Source organism: Staphylococcus sp. HMSC06C11, assembly GCF_001808345.1.
Classification (GTDB): Bacteria; Bacillota; Bacilli; order Staphylococcales; family Staphylococcaceae; genus Staphylococcus; species Staphylococcus capitis.
On record NZ_KV793047.1, the window covers coordinates 250,598 to 268,877 of the forward strand.

General features: G+C 32.6%; 15 protein-coding genes. 6 read left to right on the top strand and 9 right to left on the bottom strand.

Translation table 11 applies throughout. The features are described from left to right. Window positions 1-110: 110 nt before the first annotated feature. The gene (locus HMPREF3154_RS09630; RefSeq protein WP_002435460.1) at window positions 111-725 is read right to left on the bottom strand and encodes a winged helix-turn-helix domain-containing protein; all 615 of its coding nucleotides are present in this window, start codon (window positions 723-725) and stop codon (window positions 111-113) included. Window positions 726-1,196: 471 nt separating this feature from the next. Continuing rightward, window positions 1,197-1,325, bottom strand: a complete 129-nt coding sequence (locus tag HMPREF3154_RS11715) for an SAR1012 family small protein (protein WP_002435341.1) — start codon at window positions 1,323-1,325, stop codon at window positions 1,197-1,199. Window positions 1,326-1,521: 196 nt separating this feature from the next. On the opposite strand from HMPREF3154_RS11715, the gene HMPREF3154_RS09635 reads away from it, so the two are divergent. Further along, entirely contained in the window at window positions 1,522-2,073 is a 552-nt protein-coding gene (locus HMPREF3154_RS09635) for a GNAT family N-acetyltransferase (RefSeq protein WP_023350492.1), read from the top strand. Between the two features lie 55 nt (window positions 2,074-2,128). Here HMPREF3154_RS09635 and HMPREF3154_RS09640 read toward each other — a convergent pair whose 3' ends face one another. After that, window positions 2,129-3,067 carry a 1,4-dihydroxy-2-naphthoate polyprenyltransferase gene (locus tag HMPREF3154_RS09640; protein ID WP_023350491.1) on the bottom strand — a complete coding sequence of 313 codons (939 nt, stop codon included), beginning with the start codon at window positions 3,065-3,067 and terminating at the stop codon, window positions 2,129-2,131. Between the two features lie 178 nt (window positions 3,068-3,245). Between HMPREF3154_RS09640 and HMPREF3154_RS09645 the strand changes: the two genes are divergently transcribed. From HMPREF3154_RS09645 to menB, 4 genes are read left to right on the top strand one after another with little or no spacing between them, the layout of a single operon-like run. After that, window positions 3,246-4,607, top strand: coding sequence for an isochorismate synthase (locus HMPREF3154_RS09645; protein ID WP_037560647.1), 1,362 nt, complete (start codon window positions 3,246-3,248; stop codon window positions 4,605-4,607). After that, window positions 4,594-6,267, top strand: a complete 1,674-nt coding sequence (gene menD / locus HMPREF3154_RS09650; RefSeq protein ID WP_023350489.1) for a 2-succinyl-5-enolpyruvyl-6-hydroxy-3-cyclohexene-1-carboxylic-acid synthase — start codon at window positions 4,594-4,596, stop codon at window positions 6,265-6,267. The genes HMPREF3154_RS09645 and menD overlap by 14 nt, the downstream gene beginning before the upstream one ends. Then, complete coding sequence (gene menH / locus HMPREF3154_RS09655; RefSeq protein ID WP_023350488.1) at window positions 6,254-7,057, top strand: 2-succinyl-6-hydroxy-2,4-cyclohexadiene-1-carboxylate synthase; 804 nt, start codon at window positions 6,254-6,256, stop codon at window positions 7,055-7,057. The genes menD and menH overlap by 14 nt, the downstream gene beginning before the upstream one ends. Then, window positions 7,050-7,868 carry a 1,4-dihydroxy-2-naphthoyl-CoA synthase gene (menB, locus tag HMPREF3154_RS09660; protein ID WP_002435362.1) on the top strand — a complete coding sequence of 273 codons (819 nt, stop codon included), beginning with the start codon at window positions 7,050-7,052 and terminating at the stop codon, window positions 7,866-7,868. The genes menH and menB overlap by 8 nt, the downstream gene beginning before the upstream one ends. Before the next feature lie 107 nt (window positions 7,869-7,975). Here menB and HMPREF3154_RS09665 read toward each other — a convergent pair whose 3' ends face one another. Both HMPREF3154_RS09665 and HMPREF3154_RS09670 read right to left on the bottom strand, forming a co-directional pair. Beyond that, window positions 7,976-9,148 (bottom strand): aminotransferase class I/II-fold pyridoxal phosphate-dependent enzyme, encoded by a 1,173-nt coding sequence (locus HMPREF3154_RS09665; RefSeq protein ID WP_023350487.1) that lies wholly within the window; start codon window positions 9,146-9,148, stop codon window positions 7,976-7,978. 148 nt (window positions 9,149-9,296) lie between these two features. Beyond that, a complete protein-coding gene (locus tag HMPREF3154_RS09670) occupies window positions 9,297-10,304 on the bottom strand; it encodes an acyltransferase family protein (protein WP_002435427.1) in 1,008 nt (335 codons plus the stop codon). A gap of 155 nt (window positions 10,305-10,459) precedes the next feature. On the opposite strand from HMPREF3154_RS09670, the gene HMPREF3154_RS09675 reads away from it, so the two are divergent. Then, window positions 10,460-10,879, top strand: a complete 420-nt coding sequence (locus tag HMPREF3154_RS09675; protein WP_002435477.1) for a MarR family transcriptional regulator — start codon at window positions 10,460-10,462, stop codon at window positions 10,877-10,879. A gap of 216 nt (window positions 10,880-11,095) precedes the next feature. On the opposite strand, the gene HMPREF3154_RS09680 is transcribed toward HMPREF3154_RS09675, so the two are convergent. The 4 genes from HMPREF3154_RS09680 to HMPREF3154_RS09695 form a co-directional block, all read right to left on the bottom strand. Next, complete coding sequence (locus HMPREF3154_RS09680) at window positions 11,096-15,499, bottom strand: glucosaminidase domain-containing protein (RefSeq protein WP_023350486.1); 4,404 nt, start codon at window positions 15,497-15,499, stop codon at window positions 11,096-11,098. 245 nt (window positions 15,500-15,744) lie between these two features. Next, complete coding sequence (locus HMPREF3154_RS09685) at window positions 15,745-16,170, bottom strand: GNAT family N-acetyltransferase (protein ID WP_023350485.1); 426 nt, start codon at window positions 16,168-16,170, stop codon at window positions 15,745-15,747. A gap of 200 nt (window positions 16,171-16,370) precedes the next feature. Continuing rightward, entirely contained in the window at window positions 16,371-16,841 is a 471-nt protein-coding gene (locus HMPREF3154_RS09690; protein ID WP_002435360.1) for a DUF2538 family protein, read from the bottom strand. A gap of 56 nt (window positions 16,842-16,897) precedes the next feature. Further along, window positions 16,898-18,163 carry an LCP family protein gene (locus HMPREF3154_RS09695; protein WP_002435451.1) on the bottom strand — a complete coding sequence of 422 codons (1,266 nt, stop codon included), beginning with the start codon at window positions 18,161-18,163 and terminating at the stop codon, window positions 16,898-16,900. Window positions 18,164-18,280: the final 117 nt, after the last annotated feature.

An 18,280-nucleotide genomic window follows, 5' to 3' on the forward strand; every position in this document is an offset into this window, starting at 1 on the left:
CAATAGTAAACATTTAAGATTTTAATCGTAGTATAATATTAAATCCTCAAAGTAATAGAATTTATAATACTTTGAGGATTGTTTCGTGTTTGTACTGACTATGAATTTAATTATCTATCTTTGATAACTAATTTGTAGCCTGTAGATCTTTTATTTATAATTTCCAAATTATCGCAATTTTGAAGATGGTATCTTAATCTGTGAATGTAAACATTTATAGTATTAGAATCTACATATTCTAAGGTATCCCAAACTTGAATTTTTAGATCTTTGCTGGAGACGTATTGGTTCACATTTTGGTATAGATAATTTAGAATTTGCAATTCAATGTGGGAGAGTGCATATTTTTTGTCCTTAAAAATAAATAATTGCTTTTCAAAATCGATGAGCAGCTTAGGTCGAAGGTAATGTAAGTGCTTCTTTATTTCGTTAATAATGAGACACTCTATGAAATAATGGTCTTCGTCATTGAGGATGACATATAAAGCTACACCTTTTTCATAAAAGTAATACTTTCGGTCTTTGTTATTATTTTTAGTGATTACTATGATAGGTATTGAACTTACTTTATTTTCTATCATCTGATTATATTCGTTACTAGTTTCCCAAATGATAAGCAAATCGGGTTTGGACTTCTTTGAATTAATAACAATGCAGTCATTAATGTCTAGTATTTTTTCTTTTTCTATTTCATTTATAGAAGGTAAAATTTGGATATTAAACACTTATAACTACTCACTCCTTTAATATATTGTAAAATATTTAATATGACTCTATAGAACTTACTTTCTCTATCTTTTTCTTTTAGCATATATTTCACCTCGATCATTTAAAGTAATTTTAATCATTCTTGCTATAAAAAGGAGACAAAACATTATATTTAGAAAATTCTGATTATTAATCATAATGACTACTTTTTTAGAATTATTAATTTGATTTTATGGATTATTTTACCTTAGTTTTTTATCTGAATTTCACATTATATATTGTAAGGGTTTTCACTACAATATTCCATAAAATTTTAAATAAAGATTTCGACATTTTTATTACATTACTATAATGAATATCTTTTAATTATTAATAGAAGTTTTTATTTAATAAAAAGTCGAACTAACCGTACGTGATTAGTTCGACATATTTAAAATATAGTGCTTCTCAAACAAATGTAATGTTCCCATTAATAAACTTCTTAGTATTTATTTTTCTTTATTCTCATTGTCATTGCCATTGTTAGATTTTCCTGATTTACCAGATATGAGGTTTCTAATGGCTTTAACAATATAGCCTGTGATTAAAATTCTAAAAACTCTTCTAATGATATCCATAATTATTCTCCCTTTATGATTGATTTATTATACATATTTACCCTTGATTGTAGCTTATTAAAAGTAATTTTAAGAATTTTTAAACATTCAACATTGAATTTACTCATCAACTTGATGCCCAGTTAGTAATAATTTTATTAAATCACAGAGATTATATATAATAACAGTGCAACCTATTTAAAAAGGGGAATGAATGATGATTAGAAGAGCGCGTCCAAGTGATAATAGGCAAATTGCTAAATTATGCTATATCATATGGAAAGATATGGAGTTAGAACTGACTCAAACGTTTACTAAAAAACGTGTGATTGAGGCGATAGAATTAAGCATTGTAAATGTTAAATATCGTACGTATTATGAGCATATTTGGGTATATGAAAAAGAAGGTGTCGTGGCTGGTTGTATTATAGCTTATCCAGGTGAAAAGGAGCTAGATTTAGAGAGACAATGGTTGAATTTACCACTTGAAGAGGATATTCGTGAACTAGGTACACCATTACCTCAACAAGAAGCTTACAATGATGAATTCTATATTGAAGCGGTGGCTACTTTTCCTGAATACAGAGGTCAAGGCATCGCTACGCAATTGTTAAAACATTTAATTGAGACTGATAAAAATGCGAAATGGAGTTTGAATTGTGATTATGAGAATGAGGGCGCTTTAAAACTCTATACTAAATTAGGATTTAAACAAAATGGAGATATTGATTTGTATGGGCATCAGTATCATCATATGACATTAAATTAAAAACTCGACATTGAAATGTAATTTCATTGCCGAGTTCATTTTCAAAAGTATTAAATTAAAGCCCACCTAAAAGTGCGCTAATATATATTCCTAATGCATATAAAAGACCAAATATTGTGTTGGTCTTGCCTGTAGCTGCCATAGCTGGCATCATAGTAGCTGGTGTATCGTTCTTATTAAAACGTCTTACAGCTTTAATTGGCATAGGGAATGATAATAACACTAATAAGTAAAATAGTGATCCTGGTGCTTTGAATAATGCTGTGAAAATAACGAATACATAAGCAACTATATACATGGCTGCCATGAAAATCACAGAGGCACGTTTACCTAATAAAATAGGTAAAGTTTTTCTGCCACTTTCTTTATCTTTAACACGGTCACGGATATTGTTTGCCATATTAATAAGTCCAATTGTAATAACGATTGGAATACTAATCCAGAAAGCATAACCTTGAACATTTCCTGTTTGAATAAAGAATGATAACACTATAATAATCATTCCCATGAATAAGCCGGAAAATAGTTCGCCAAATGGTGTCCATGAGATTGGAATAGGTCCACCAGTGTAAAGATAACCAATTGCCATACAAACGATGCCGACTGGAATAATCCAGAATGAACTTTGTATAGCTAAAAAGATACCTAATAATGCTGCGATAATATAAAATGCAATCGCTATGTTCATGACAAGTTTTGGACTCATACCATTACGCACGATAGCGCCACCAATACCTACAGAGTTATGATCATCAAGACCTTTTTTGAAATCATAATATTCATTAAACATGTTTGTTGCAGCTTGTATTAATAAACATGCAAGAAGCATGGCTAAGAATAAACTAAATTTCAAATGGTCTTCACTACCTAGTAGATAAAGCTTTGCAGTAGCTGTTCCGACTAAAACTGGGATGACTGCTGCGGTTAAAGTATGAGGTCTCATCAATTGCCAGTATTTCTTAACAGTTGAATATTGTTGATATTGATCTGCCATAATATGCATAACCTCTTATTTATATAGTTTTAACATAAACATTTTAAAGGAATCGTAGATAAAGGTCAATTGACGTGAAAAATTGCATGTTTAGTTTAAGCAAGAATGATAACACATGAATTCAAAAATGATACAATATACTAATGAGTAAAATTCGAAGGAGAAAGAAGTGAAAAGAATGGCTGTGAATGTTAAAGAAGAAGACATTGTCGATAAATTATATGCGAGCACCAAGGACTGGGTGTCTGTTGAAACTGAATTAAATAGAACAATTGATCCAAGTACTTTATTTTATTTAACAGAACAAGATGCTGGCGATCGCTTTTATATGCGCTTAAATGACAATCATTCTTCATATTTTGGATATCATGCAGTTCAAAGGTTTAAAAATAACTTTGAAAATAAGCAGTCTATCTTTAAGGAATGGGAAAATTTAAAAAATGAGATCGAATTAATACATCCTAATACCAGTCAACATCACCTAAGATTATGTGGTGGATTTCAATTTTCAAGTCATAAATCAGATGATGAGTGGCGAGAGTACGGGTTAAATCACTTTGTATTACCTAAAGTATTGATATCTATTGAAGGGGACCGCACATTCATCACTTATACTACTGAACGCCAAGATTTTAATATTGAAACTTTTAAAGAGGTAGTTTCATATTTTGAAAATACAGAAGTTAATGAAACAGAAGATAGTCTTGGAGATGTTACACGTGTGGAAGACATCTACAAAGACGATTGGCGAGAACTTGTTGAAGAAGCGATAGAAACAATTGATGAAACTAAAAAAATTGTACTCGCGCGTAGACGTTTAATAAAATTTAATAAAGATATTAATATTCCTTACGTTCTAAATCAAGCTTTAAAAAATGAAAAGAATAGCTATATGTTCTTATTAGAATCTAATCAATCTATATTCTTTTCACAAACGCCTGAACAACTCATTAAAGTTCAGGATGGTGTACTATCGACAAAGGCTGTCGCGGGAACAATTAAACGTTCTCACAACGAAGTAGAAGACGAAGCGAATATTAAAGCTTTCTTAAAAGATAAGAAAAACTTAGGTGAACATCAATTTGTAGTGGAAAGTATCTTGAATGATATTAAACCTTTCGTACAAGATGTAGAGTACAATGAAACACCTAATATTTTAAAAAACGATCATTTATATCATTTATATACAGAGATCAAAGCCCATTTAAACGAAAAATCATACATTGGTTTAATTGATTGCTTACATCCTACACCAGCTCTAGGTGGTTATCCAAAGGATGAGGCATTAGAATTTATTGAGAATAAAGAATTTGGAACTCGAGGACTTTATGGTTCTCCAGTAGGTTTCATTGACGTTTATGATGATTGCGAATTTATTGTTGCGATTCGTTCGATGTTAATCAAAGGAGACCAAGCTACATTATTCGCAGGTTGCGGTATAGTTAAGAATTCTGATCCTGATAGCGAAGTCGCTGAAACAGCAGTCAAATTTTCACCAATGATGAATGCATTAGGAGTAGATAATTATGACAAATCATAGCGACGCATTGACGCAACAAGTTTTCACGTTCGCATCTGAATTATATGCATATGGCGTACGTGAAGTGGTAATTAGTCCAGGATCACGATCAACGCCGCTAGCCCTTGCATTAGAGGCACATCCGAAAATTAAAACCTGGATACATCCTGATGAACGAAGCGCAGCATTCTTCGCATTAGGACTTATTAAAGGTAGTAAAAAACCAGTTGCAATATTGTGTACGTCAGGTACAGCAGCAGCGAACTATACACCAGCAATCGCTGAAAGCCAAATTAGTAGATTGCCTTTAATCGTATTGACGAGCGATAGACCACATGAATTACGTAGTGTAGGCGCACCTCAAGCGATTAATCAAGTGAATATGTTTAGTAATTATGTCAATTTCCAATTTGATTTACCTATCGCAGATGGTAGTGAGCAATTGCTAGATACGATACATTATCAGATGCAAATTGCGAGCCAATATCTATATGGGCCGCATCGTGGTCCGATTCATTTCAACATGCCATTTAGAGAGCCATTGACACCTGATATGGATCGTGTTGATTTACTCACATCTGAGAATAAAACATTACCGCATTACCAGAAGAGTATTGCTGTTCATGATATTAGCGCAACATTACAGAAGAAAAAAGGCCTTATTATCGTAGGTGACTTGCAACATCAAGAGGTTGATCAAATTCTGACGTATTCTACAATTTATGACTTGCCTATTTTGGCTGATCCACTAAGCCAATTACGTAAAAATAATCATCCTAATGTGATTACCACGTATGATTTACTTTATCGTGCAGGTTTAGATTTAGATGTAGATTTTGTTATTCGAGTGGGCAAACCCGTCATTTCTAAAAAGTTAAATCAATGGCTTAAACGCACATCAGCTTATCAAATATTAGTACAAAATAACGACAAAATTGATGTCTTTCCAACACCACCGGATATTTCTTATGAAATTTCAGCGAATGATTTCTTTAGATCTTTAATAGAGGAAGAGAATGTTCAACGTAAAGATTGGCTAGAATTGTGGCAATCATTAGAAAGACAATCCCGCATTGAAATTAAAGATTACTTGAACCATGCATCTGACGAAGCAGCTTATGTGGGCGAACTTATTCATAAATTATCAAATGAAGATGCGCTTTTCGTTGGAAATAGCATGCCTATTCGAGATGTTGATAATTTAATGTTTGAAACCGAAGCGGAAGTTTATGCTAATCGTGGTGCAAACGGTATAGATGGAGTGGTATCAACTGCGATAGGTATGGCGGTTCATAAGAATGTGACACTTTTAATTGGAGATTTATCTTTTTATCATGATATGAATGGTTTATTAATGGCGAAGTTAAATGATATTCATATTAATATTGTGCTTGTGAATAACGATGGTGGTGGCATCTTTTCTTATTTACCTCAAAAAGATTCAGCTAGTGAATATTTCGAAAGACTATTCGGTACACCAACAGGTTTAGATTTCGAGCACACTGCATTATTATATGATTTTACTTTTGAACGCTTTGAAAACTTAACAGACTTTAAATATATGGAATTATCAGCGATGGGTTCTCATATATATGAAGTTTTAACGAGTCGAGAGAATAATTTGCAACAACATCAAATTTTATATAAGAAGTTGAGTGATATCGTTAATGTTACATTATAATTTTTTTAAATCTCAAAATGATAGCAAACAATTGCTTGTGATGTTGCATGGCTTTATTAGTGATTCGACAACGTATGACAGTCATATTGAGCAACTTCGTCAACATGTAAATGTATTAACCATTGATTTACCCGGACATGGTCAGGATACTTCAGACATGAGTGATACTTGGGATTTCCCGTATATTGCTCATGCGCTTGATGAGGTACTGAGTCAATATAGCATGTATGACGTGTGCCTTCTTGGTTATTCTATGGGCGGCCGCGTAGCGCTATACTATGCTTTAAATGGCAGTGTAGCGCTGCGTGGGTTGCTCTTAGAAAGTACTTCAGCGGGGATTCAATCGGAAGCGGATAAAGTGGAACGTGTTCAAGTGGATGCGGCTCGTGCGAAGGTACTTGAAATTGCTGGATTGGAAATCTTCGTGAATGATTGGGAGAAGTTGCCGCTTTTCCGGTCGCAGTATGAATTGGATGCTGAGGTACGGAAGGCTATTAGGGCGAATCGAATGAGTCAGAATCCTGTGAGGTTGGCTAAAGCGCTTCGGGATTATGGTACGGGCAATATGCCGAATCTTTGGCCACAAGTGTCGTCGCTTCGTGTTCGTACGTTAATTTTGACAGGTGAAAAAGATGAAAAGTTTGTTCAAATAGGACAGAAATTAAAAGAAGAGATACCTAATAGTCGAACTGTACAAGTTTCAGGTGTTGGACATACAATTCATGTGGAAGATAGTACGGAATTTGATACAATAATATTAGGTTTTTTTAAGGAGGAGCAAAATGACTAGACAGTGGGAAACACTTAGAGAATATGATGAAATAAAATATGAATTTTTCGAAGGGATTGCTAAGGTAACGATTAATCGTCCTGAAGTACGTAATGCGTTTACACCTAAAACAGTAGCTGAAATGATTGATGCATTTTCACGTGCGCGTGATGATCAAAATATTTCAGTTATTATCTTAACTGGTGAAGGCGACAAAGCGTTCTGTTCAGGCGGAGATCAAAAGAAACGTGGTCACGGTGGTTACGTAGGTGACGATGAGATTCCTCGTTTAAATGTGCTAGATTTACAACGTTTAATTCGCGTTATTCCAAAACCTGTTATCGCAATGGTTAGAGGCTATGCCATTGGTGGCGGTAACGTATTAAATGTAGTTTGTGATTTAACAATCGCGGCAGACAATGCAATCTTTGGTCAAACTGGACCTAAAGTAGGTTCATTCGATGCTGGTTATGGTTCTGGTTACTTAGCACGTATCGTTGGTCATAAAAAAGCGAGAGAAATTTGGTACTTATGTCGTCAATACAATGCTCAAGAAGCTCTAGATATGGGCTTAGTTAATACGGTAGTACCTTTAGATAAAGTTGAAGACGAAACAGTTCAATGGTGTAAAGACATGATGAAACATTCTCCAACTGCTTTACGTTTCTTAAAAGCAGCAATGAATGCCGATACAGATGGCTTAGCTGGTTTACAACAAATGGCTGGAGACGCAACACTACTTTACTACACAACTGATGAAGCGAAAGAAGGACGCGATGCTTTCAAAGAAAAACGTGATCCTGACTTCGACCAATTCCCTAAATTCCCATAAGCGTTTAGTGAGAATATAGATAAATCCACTTGATTGATGTCGATCAAGTGGATTTTTATATTCATAGTTATCTTTTTTAGTTGAGAAATGCTTACCCTACAAGTATTTTATTTCATCTTATCAGGATAATTTTGGTTTAAATAGTTCTCTAGACGACGCATTCCTTCTTTGAGCATATCCATCTCATAAGCATATGAAATTCTAATATATCCTTTACCCATATCTGTGAACGATGAGCCAGGAACCATTGCGACATGTGCTTGTTCAAGTACATCTACGCAAAAATCGAAATCATTTTCAGTGAATTTCTTTATACTTGGAAAAATATAAAATGCGCCTTCCGGTTGAGCTGTTAATTCAAAACCAAGTGATTCAAGTTTATTTTTTAAATAATCACGACGTTTAATGTAAGCATCATTCATGTATTGTGGTGCCTCTAATCCTTCATTTAAAGCAGCGATACAAGCAATTTGAGCGGGAACATTGGCACAAATACAATTATACGCGTGCATAAACGTTAACTTTTCAATTAAGTATTCTGGACCAATGAGGAAACCTATACGAATACCTGTAGCTGAATGCGATTTACTTAAGCCTCCAATGAGTAACAATTGATCTCGAATTTCTTCGAATTCCGCGAAGGATGTATGAGCGCCTTTAAATGTATTTTCAGCGTAGATTTCATCGCTAATAATAAAAAGGTTTTTATCTACAAGTGTATCTACTATGGCTTTTACCTCTGAGCGTTCAAGTATAACGCCTGTAGGGTTAGTAGGGTAGTTAAGTAGAATAGCTTTGGTTTTCTCTGTAATATGTTTATTAATGAGTTCCGGTGTCACTTTAAATTCTGATTGTGTGGTATCCATGTAAATAGGAATGCCACCTAATGTTTCAATAAGTGGTATATATCCTGCGTATACTGGCCCTGGAATTAAAATTTCATCGCCGGGTTCAATAATACTTCTCAAAGATGTATCTAGCGCTTCACTAGCTCCATTAGTAATAATAATTTCTTCTTCACTATATTCGAACCCATATTTATTCTTGAAATAGTTACTAATTGCTTGTCGTGTTTCAGAGAGGCCTTTATTGTGCGAATAACTTGTCTTATCTTCTCTAATTGCACTGATGTAAGCTTCTTTAACAACGTCAGGCATTGGAAAATCTGGTTGTCCAATAGTTAAGTTCACACAATCATCAATGTGTTTCATTCTGTTTGAAAATTGACGTATACTTGGCGCTCTTAAAAATTTTGAATTTGTATTTAATGATAACTTCATTTTCGAAAAACACCTCTAAAAAAATACCAAAATGTAGTATTTGAATTGTTAAAATAGTCTCATAATTCTTTCAAATTATTACTATCATAACATATTTTAAGTACTACATTTCGGTATAAAAATACATCTATGAGTTATAATGAAATTGTTAGTCTTTGAAATCCGCTGGTTTGCGCAAGTTGATGACTGGATTAGTCCATTTACACACAAATCTTGATGATATTACGAACACGATAATCAGTGAAGTAACGATTAAGAATAAATATGTGAATATCGAAACTGTATCTTTAAATGGATAAATAGCAAAGCCTCTTAATATACCAATGACAATGCCATGTAACAAATATACAAACATCGTTCTACGTCCAATATATGTGTAGAAACGCTTCTTCTGTGATGTCAGATTTAAGAATGCACTCATAGTTATTAGAATAATGATGTAGTGTATTAATCGTTTAAATGGACTATACATATCACCACCATGGTTTTCAAGTGATATATAAGGCGAACTGCCAAGTAACCAATCGCCATTAATAGGGTGCAGAACATACCCTATAAAGAAACCAATAAGTATAATGATTGATAAGGGTACCCATTTTTTATTTCTTACTTTCATTGTTTGTTCTTTAGTGACTAAATGTCCTATATAGAAGATAGGAAAGAAGACGATTGTTCTAGAAATACTCATATAACTATCTATATTACCTGAAAATCCTGCAAGCACAGAAACTAATATAGCAACAGATAAAACAATATATGGATTGTATCTACGCACGATAACTAATACAACATGGAAGAAGAATAGCGTGAGTAAGAACCATAGGGCAAAGACCGGGTTAAATGGATCTAACTGTATAGCGTCTTCCTTGCCAGTTAAGTAATAATATATTGAAAAGAATGCGAAAAAAATGATATAAGGTACTAGTAATTTTTTAGCGATCTTCTCTAGGTAGTGTGGTTTATCAAGATTTTTCGCAAAATATCCCGAAATAAATAAGAATGTAGGCATATGAAAACTATAAATGAGTAGGTATAATGCTGATAAAAATTTATCTTCGGAAGTATAAGGTTGTAAAAGATGTCCAAAGACAACTAGAAATATTAAAAATGCACGGGCATTATCGAAAAAATAATCCCTATCTTTGATAGCTGTCATAAAGCGTCTCCTTTTTCTCTCTGAATAGACTTATTATAATTTAGTATACTTTTAGGTAGATATGCAACGAATTTGTGCAAAGTGTATAATAGTATTGTATATTTTATAAATAAAGCATATAATATTAACAACCTTAAATAGTGGAGTAGAACAACATGTATAAACAACTTGAAAAACTTATCACACTCACAAATAATGATTTAAATTTAGTAAACAGACGTTTCGGTCAACGTACAGATATAACCGCTGAACAGTTAGAATTATTACGTATTTTATATAATTATGATCGCTTATCACAATATGATTTAACTATGAAGATTAGCCGAGAGCAATCTATCGTTTCAAGATGGATTAAAAAGCTAGTACTTAAAGGTTATATTACAAGTCAACAATCTCATGAAGACTTACGTTGTAAAGAGTTAATATTAACTGATGAGGCTCGCGCACTTATTCAACAAATTAATACAGCAAGATGTGAATTAATCGAAGCGAGATGCCAATGTTTAACACCTAAAGAAATAGAAAGTCTTAATCAATTATTAGATAAACTGAACAGTAGACATATTTATATTTAGTTTAGTAATTATTTTAATTTTTGCTTTAAAGTGCAATATACATCTAAACAAATATTTGACTAAAAAGGTAAGTAACTTATAAGTAATATTTTATTACTGATATAAGTTGCTTATTTTTTTATTCATAACGAGACGTAAGTTCAAAATGAGTTAAAAATGGAAAAAGGGCACCTCTAAGTTATTTTACTTAAGAGATGCCCTAATTAGAATTACTAATTATTTATTGTATTGTGGGATTTCAAAGTATTTACCAACTTCACCCATTTTATCGTAGAAACCTTTAATAACTTGAGCGTTTAAATTAGCCCAGTTAATATCTGTAGCGTATTGATGTGTACCTGGATGTGCAGGGTTCCAACGCATTTTATAAAGCGTATTTTGTCCGGCTTTGACATAAGATTGACCAATAAATTTAGCTCCGCCAACAATAGCTTTGGAAACTGAATCCCAACCAGCTTCTTTTGCATATTTAATGCCTTCTATTAAAGGATTATCATCGTATGCGCCTATACCAAATACATTGTGATATTTTTTAGCTGATTTATTAGTGAATTTACCGTTAACAATGTCTCCACCTTTAGCTAAATCAGAAGTACCATTACCAGTTTCTATTAAAGCGTGAGATATTAAATAAATCTCATTAATACCATACTTTTTAGCAGCTTGGCTAAATGACGCGCCTTGTCCTTCTAGAACACCTTTACCTTCTAGCAATTTATTAAGTGCTGAAACTGGTAAATATTGTGGTTGGTCTAAAAGTAAGAATTGATATTTATACTCATCGTCTTTAGCTAATCTAATAGGATCCATAGCGTTTTTAATTTCATCATAATTAGCATCTTCCCATTTTCCTGCTGTTCTTTGAACTTGAGGGTTATAGTATGAATTATTTTGAATATTTGCTGCTTTTGTTAAAGTCATACCAGTTTTAACGTATCTGATTGACTCTTTAGACAAGTCAGTTGATTTAATCCATACATATTTACCATTTGTTAATTGACCATAATACCAAGTTACACCGTCGACTTTCATTTGTTTCGATACAAAGAATGGTTGATTGTAATAAGAGTTGAGTGAATAATGGGCGTTATTTGCAACATCATTATAGTAGTAACCCTTATTATTATTTACAACAAACGTGTAATGATATGGAGTAGCTTGAGCATCAGTACTATTTTGAGTTAAGTCTTTAGCTGCTATCCAACCTGTTCTGTTATCAACTGTTCCATATAAGAATAATTCTTTTCCAACATATACCGATCTAGCAGCACTAAACGCTTTATTTGAAATCATTTTTGATGAAAGAAGTTGTTGGTTCTTCGTGCCCCAAGCAATAGAATATAATCCGTTGTTTTCTGAATTAACTTTATATTTACCTGTAGATTTTGTTTGTTTACCTAAGTTTTGGCTTGTAACATCTTTAATGTTTACCCAACCTAAAGGTGTATTTTGAGTGCTGTCTTGAAGTAAAACATAAGTGTTGTTACCTTCAGTACGTTGTTTGCTAATAACAAAGGTACGGTTAGCATATTTAGCGCCGCTTTTAGCTGTTTTATCATAAACAGATGTTCTGATACCTGAATTATTAGCTTTAACCTGTGCTACTTTATTTATAGTTTGAGTTGTTGCACTTTGAGTTGCTTTAGATGTTGATTGAGTTGAAGCAGCTCTATTCGCAGTTGTGACTTTACTGCTCGTTTCAACTTTAGATTGAGTTGGTGCAGTTAAATAATATTTACTTACCCAACCAGATTTACCATTGACCGTTCCATATAAATAAGTAGCTTTGTCGATTTGTTGTTGTTTCGTAGCTTTGAATGTTTGGTTGCCAGAACCTGAAACTTTACTAGCTTCTTGATTAAATGTACCCCAAGGTACCGTATATAATTTAACGCCAGGTTTAATAGTATAAGTTGCGTTCACTTTAACAGGTGATTTCGCTGTGTTATACACTACATCACTTTGTTTAACCCAACCATATTTTTTACCAGTGTTATAGTCTTCAACTAGGTAGAATTTATCATTACCTAAAGTAGCTGATTTTGTAACAGCTAAAGTACGTTGTACTTGGTCTGTTTTTTTACCTTTATTGTCATAAACAGTTGTATAAACGCCATTATTTTTAGATTTAATTTGAGCAACACCGCTATTTGCAGATACAGTTAATTTATTATTACTAGTTGATGAAGAACTTGAACCACTTGATGGTTTAGTTGAATTGCTACTTGATGATGGAGTAGTTAAATAATACTTACTAATCCAACCAGATTTACCATTTACTGTACCGTATAAATAAATAGCTTTATCAATTTGTTGTTGTTTTGTAGCTTTAAATGTTTGGTTACCAGAACCTGAAACTTTACTAGCTACTTGGCTTGGTGTCCCCCATGGTACAGTGTAAAGTGTTGAACCTGCTTTCACATTGAAAGTTTGGTTTACTTTAACAGGTGATTTCGCTGTGTTGTAAACGACATCGCTTTGTTTAACCCAACCATACTTTTTACCGCTATTATAATCTCCAACAAGATAAAATTTATTATTACCTAAAGTTGCAGATTTAGTTACAGATAAAGTTTTTTGAGCTTGATCAGTAGAATGTCCTTTAGAATCGTAGACTGTAGTATATAATCCACTGTTGCTAGGTTTGATTTGAGCGACACCACTATTAGCTTTTACAGTTAATTTATCGCTACTTGATGAACTTGAACCACCTGATGGTTTAGTTGAACTTGAAGAAGTAGTACCCCAAGGTGCAACTTGTCCAGTTTTAATTAAGTATTTTTCATTAATTAGATCATAAAGTTCAGCATAACTGTAATTATGATTACTGAAATATTGATGAGGGTCTGCATGGTCTGTACCACCTAACCATCGGCTAATTGCATAGTGAGTCCATACTGTACCTTGACCATCATTCTCAGCGCTATCTGGTTTTAAACCATAATAAACAAGTTGAGTTGCAGCATAGTCTGCGTAGTTATTCATAGAGCGCGCAAATGAAGCGTAATCATGTGTATGAACAATTTCAACATTAATAAAACGCTCGTTACCAGCTGGACCTGCGCCCCAAGATAAATAATCAGTTGGCGCAGTTTCAACAATTCTATTGCCGTCAACAAATGCATGTACAAATGCTGATTCATAATTATTCTTCATAAAATTAATTTCGCCATCAATTGTAGAGTTCTCATTTGCAGTGTCATGTACTACGATTCCCTCAGGACGACCTACACCATATCTATAACCATATTTAGGGAAATATGAAGTATAGTTTTCTTCAATTTGAGGTGCTTTGAAATTGTTCTTACGAATATAATTATTGATTGACGAATTAACTTGAGGTGTGTATTTAGGTAAAGAAGAAGTGGCTTTAGATGTCGTTTTCTTATTTACTGAATACATCATTCTAGGTTTAGCTACTGAACTAAATGTAGTCACTTTTTTATCATTATTAGAAGTAGCTTTTTCATTAGTTGATTTGTTTGAACTAGTAGTAGCGGTACTGTTAGTTGATTTCACACTAGTTGTTGTAGCTTTATTAGTTGATTCATTATTTTTAGATTTATTAGATTCAGCTTTAGGCTCTGAACTATTGTCCTCTTTAGCTTGAGCAGTTAATGACGTGATTTGAGGCTGCTTATCATTATTAGTTCGAGTTGTATGAGAATCTGCTTCATTAGATGTTGAAGCTTGAACATTAGATACATCTGTATCTTCAGTCTCATCATCTTCGTCATAGTCAAAATTATACCCTGATTGATTAGTGCTACTTACTTTAGCGCTTGATTGATTAGTTTCTTCATCAGTTGGTTGTTGACTATTAGAATTTTTAGTTGTTTGATGATTAGAATGACTTGAATTAGAAATAGAAGTCTCACTATTTTCCTTTTCATTAGTTTTGTTTAATGATGATTGAGTAGTATCTAACTCTTTATTGTCATTACTTTGTGTTTGAGATGCATATTGCTCGTTTGTAGATGAGTTGTCTACTTGTTGACTCTCATTTGATTTTGAATCTTCAGTATTTGATGGGTGAGCTACTTCTTCAGATTGTGAAGTAACTTCATTTTTGTCCAAGCTAGATTCATGATTTTGTTGTTCAGGTTGTGAAACATCTTCATTATTATCTGATTTTAAGTCTTCTTTAGTAGAAGGACTAGTTGCATCTTGTTCATGTTGTTCATGTTGTTCAGATTGTGAAGCTTCCTTATGATCATCTTGTGTGCTAGCATCTTCTTTATTTGAAATTGTTACGTTAGCATCTTGAGTTTGTTGGTCAGTTTGAGCTGAATTGTTCGATTGATCTTGAGAAGTTTTACTTGAAGAACCGTTTAATTCATCTAGTGAGGCATCGTATGTATTTGAAGTGGTATCATCATTTGATTGAACTTTCGTAGGATCTTGATAAGTTTGAGTTCCTGAAACATTTTGTGCTGGTTGAGAGACTTTCTCTTTAACTTGTTCAGCTTGTTTAAGAGTAGCTTGGTCATCCAATACGTTTTTATTGTTTGTTTGATCTTGAGTGTTTTCTGCGGCGTGTGCGTGGTGAGCAGTGAAGGCAGTTCCAAATAACGTTAATGCAACCATTGACGGTAATTTGTAGTTGAATTTCTTCGTCATATTTTTATTTACTCCTCATAATATATTTTATTTTGTACCAATTATAATATTAGTTGTAATATCTGTATTACTTTTAACAGTTTTGTAATCAAACTTTAACCTATGACTAACTGATAATTATTTTAGTATTTATACAGTTAAAGCATTAATTACGCGTTTTCTATTCATTTTCATTAGTGTAAAATGCATATTAAATATTACATTTTTAAGTTTGTGCAAAGTTGAAAATTGAATATAAAAAGTTGTTATATTGCTTTATTCATTCTGATGTGTTCGATATTTTCTTCAATGAAAGTATTCCCGAATGCTTTATAACCGATTTTTTCGTAAAAAGTTTGCGCATGTGTTTGTGCATGCATAGTTAATTCGTCAAAGTTTAAATCATTAGCTAATTCTTCAATAGAGTTCATTAATAGTTTACCGTAACCCAATCCTCTATGTTCTTTAATGATAGCTACACGTTCCACTTTTCCTAACTTTTCTTTAATAGGTCTAATTCTAGCGGTAGCAAACGGATCACCATCTTTTGTATAACCAATTATGTGATATGATATTTCTTCAAAATTATCTATTTCATTCTCCTCAGGGACGTGTTGTTCTTTGACGAAAACTTTTTTTCTTATCATAAAACAATCATTCAACATGTCTTCATTAATAACTTTCTTAAACATTTAAAACCTCCAGTATCTCTAATAATTCCCAAAATCATGTAATTAAATCACAAATTGAACAGTTTTTTAATAAAAATTTCATTCTAGAAGAGATGGCACATCCAAGAATCAAAAAATTATTTATAAAAAAACCGCTAACATAGTTAAAAGCAATGTTAGCGGAAAGTTAGAGTTATATTAAAACACTCTGAATGTTTCATTTATAGAGCTTCTTTTCGTACAATGGCGCAATATTGCCAAAAAATTCTTAATTGCGCTATATTCCAGTTATTCATGCCCATCGTAAAGCCAGATGGTTTAAACAAGTTAACGTCTGTCACTTCAAGTGCAGCAGCGATTAGGTATTGTAAAGGTACGCTAATACTTTTCATAGTTTCAGTTATACCATTTTCATCATAAACCCATGTGAAAGGTAAGTCAGATTCGAATACATCTACTTTATTGAAAATCTCAGGAAGGGCGACAATATAACAAGCGCCGTCGACGACTGGATTATCGAAACTGTTTTTATAGTAAACAAGTAATGCTTCGTAGTTTTCTCTATGCTCATGATTGACATAGAAGAATTCATTACGAAATAGGGCCATGTCTTTACTATGAACAATTTGTTGTTCCAACATATTAAACATGCCATTAATATTAGCGACCTTTTCATATGTTTTGCGACTCATTGTATAAGCTCCTCTCCTAATTAAATAACTGCGATGTAAACATGATTAATAAATAGTTATTGAACATTCATATTAGCATCATCATTTAATGTGTTATTTTGCTCATTATTTTGTTGATATTGATTTTGGTAATTGTTGTCATCAGTTGTTTGATTATTATTACTTGTATCTTCTTGACCATCATTTTGATCGTTATTGTTGAATGTTGCTTCGTTATTTGAGTTATCATTCATTGTATCGTTGTTATTATTGTCATCATCGCTTGTTGTGTCTTTTTGATTTTGACGTAATAAACTATCACTTAACTCTGTTAATGGGACGAGTGAACCATAATGTTTGATAACTCTATGGTCTAAAAAGTCGTCTTTATCTGTTATTTTAGATAAGCCTAAATCAGAGCGCAAGATATTTGAATATTTCATTATACTTTTAACACTTGGATTATAGTAATAAATACCATCTAAATAATCGTCTTTACCTTCAAGTTGAGATGTTTTTATATCTGTGTTACCTGTAAGATACATCTTAGCTAATGATTGAATTTCCTTTTTAGTGAGATTATGTTTAGCATTTTTACCAACGATTTCAACTACATTATCTAATTTATCAATTGAATCTAAACTTTGGGCTTTTTGGAAAAGAATTTTTATTAAGTCCATTTGTCTTTGACCACGTTTTAAATCTGAATCATGATGTCTTGTTCGAGCTACAGCTAAAGCTTGGTCACCATTTAATTTTTGATAGCCTTTTTTAATTTTTATTCTGCCGGTATCGTCACTATTTGGTTCATTTAAATTATAAGGCACATCATAATAAATACCGCCTAATTCATCAACAGCTTCAACAAATGCTTTCATATTAATTCGAACATAGTAATCTACTGGTACATTCATTGTCGCTTCAACAGAGTCCATAGCAGCTATAGGACCACCGTATGCATGAGCGTGAGTGATTTTATCATAATAGCCTACTTTTGGTATATAACTAATTGTATCGCGTGGAATACTTAACATTCTAATTTGATGTTTCTTTTGATTAAATGTTGATAAAATCATTGCATCTGATCTAGAGTGTTCAATACTTTGTCCGTTCTTTTCTCTGCCTTCATTATCATCTATTCCTAAAAATAAAATAGAAATAGGTTGCTTTTCAGGATTTACTTTTGAATCTCTTAAAGTGGATTGACGTTGCGCATTATGTTGATCTTGAGACTTTTCAAAAGCAGATTCTGAACTTTTATATAATTGAGTAGCAAATATGATTGGAACGACGACAAGAACGAATGTTAATAATATTAAAAAATACTTTAAAAATTTGTTCATCGTAAGTGCTCCTATTTTATTATTAAAATTTATATTTATGTGCTGAAATTTGTATATAGTTATGAGATACGTTTTTACTTTTGTATTTATGCACTATAGCCTTAAATTGTATTACTT

Bases quoted from the DNA above. Each gene is read 5' to 3' on its own strand.
- HMPREF3154_RS09665 (WP_023350487.1), bottom strand. From the start codon at position 9,148: ATGAAGTTATCATTAAATACAAATTCAAAATTTTTAAGAGCGCCAAGT.
- HMPREF3154_RS09680 (WP_023350486.1), bottom strand. From the start codon at position 15,499: ATGACGAAGAAATTCAACTACAAATTACCGTCAATGGTTGCATTAACG.
- HMPREF3154_RS09670 (WP_002435427.1), bottom strand. From the start codon at position 10,304: ATGACAGCTATCAAAGATAGGGATTATTTTTTCGATAATGCCCGTGCA.
- HMPREF3154_RS09685 (WP_023350485.1), bottom strand. From the start codon at position 16,170: ATGTTTAAGAAAGTTATTAATGAAGACATGTTGAATGATTGTTTTATG.
- menD (WP_023350489.1), top strand. From the start codon at position 4,594: ATGACAAATCATAGCGACGCATTGACGCAACAAGTTTTCACGTTCGCA.
- HMPREF3154_RS11715 (WP_002435341.1), bottom strand. From the start codon at position 1,325: ATGGATATCATTAGAAGAGTTTTTAGAATTTTAATCACAGGCTATATT.
- HMPREF3154_RS09695 (WP_002435451.1), bottom strand. From the start codon at position 18,163: ATGAACAAATTTTTAAAGTATTTTTTAATATTATTAACATTCGTTCTT.
- menB (WP_002435362.1), top strand. From the start codon at position 7,050: ATGACTAGACAGTGGGAAACACTTAGAGAATATGATGAAATAAAATAT.
- HMPREF3154_RS09640 (WP_023350491.1), bottom strand. From the start codon at position 3,067: ATGGCAGATCAATATCAACAATATTCAACTGTTAAGAAATACTGGCAA.
- menH (WP_023350488.1), top strand. From the start codon at position 6,254: ATGTTACATTATAATTTTTTTAAATCTCAAAATGATAGCAAACAATTG.
- HMPREF3154_RS09645 (WP_037560647.1), top strand. From the start codon at position 3,246: ATGGCTGTGAATGTTAAAGAAGAAGACATTGTCGATAAATTATATGCG.
- HMPREF3154_RS09690 (WP_002435360.1), bottom strand. From the start codon at position 16,841: ATGAGTCGCAAAACATATGAAAAGGTCGCTAATATTAATGGCATGTTT.
- HMPREF3154_RS09635 (WP_023350492.1), top strand. From the start codon at position 1,522: ATGATTAGAAGAGCGCGTCCAAGTGATAATAGGCAAATTGCTAAATTA.
- HMPREF3154_RS09675 (WP_002435477.1), top strand. From the start codon at position 10,460: ATGTATAAACAACTTGAAAAACTTATCACACTCACAAATAATGATTTA.